Genomic DNA, 430 nt, shown 5'->3' with positions numbered 1-430 from the left:
GAGCCAAGCAGACCCAGCATGACTCCTGTCACTTTATCAATATAGTAAGCAACACGTGTAAACTCTTGACGCACTTTAGGTGCAGATAACAGGAAGATGATCGCCGCATCCCATACAAATACAACCACCGTCATCCAAATACCTAACCCCAACTTAAACATGAAGCCAATGTCATTGTTCAACACAACCGTGAATAAGCTCAAATAGAACAAAAGGTTTTTGGGATTAAGGATTCCTGATAGAAAACCCGTGATGAATTCTTTAAGAAAAGTCGTTTGGTTGAAGCTATCTCCTTCGGTAACATCCATATTGCTGTAATTACATTTCTTCGCTCTTATCGCTTGCACAGCAAGATAAACAAGAAACACACCACCAATGATCTTCAGTACAATCATAACGGAAACGGATGCCGCTAGAATCGACCCTACTC

1 protein-coding gene is annotated in these 430 nt (G+C 41.2%); it reads right to left on the bottom strand.

Annotation, left to right across the window (positions count from 1 at the left end; genetic code table 11):
- The coding region (locus AB4512_RS23405; RefSeq protein ID WP_372175917.1) for a LysE family transporter at nt 1-430 on the bottom strand (430 nt) is incomplete at both ends.

It is taken from the genome of Vibrio sp. 10N.222.52.B7 (assembly GCF_041474275.1).
Lineage (GTDB): Bacteria > Pseudomonadota > Gammaproteobacteria > Enterobacterales > Vibrionaceae > Vibrio > Vibrio crassostreae_C.
The sequence above is the reverse complement of the archived record's forward strand: the minus strand, read 5'-3'. Positions and strand labels throughout refer to the sequence as shown.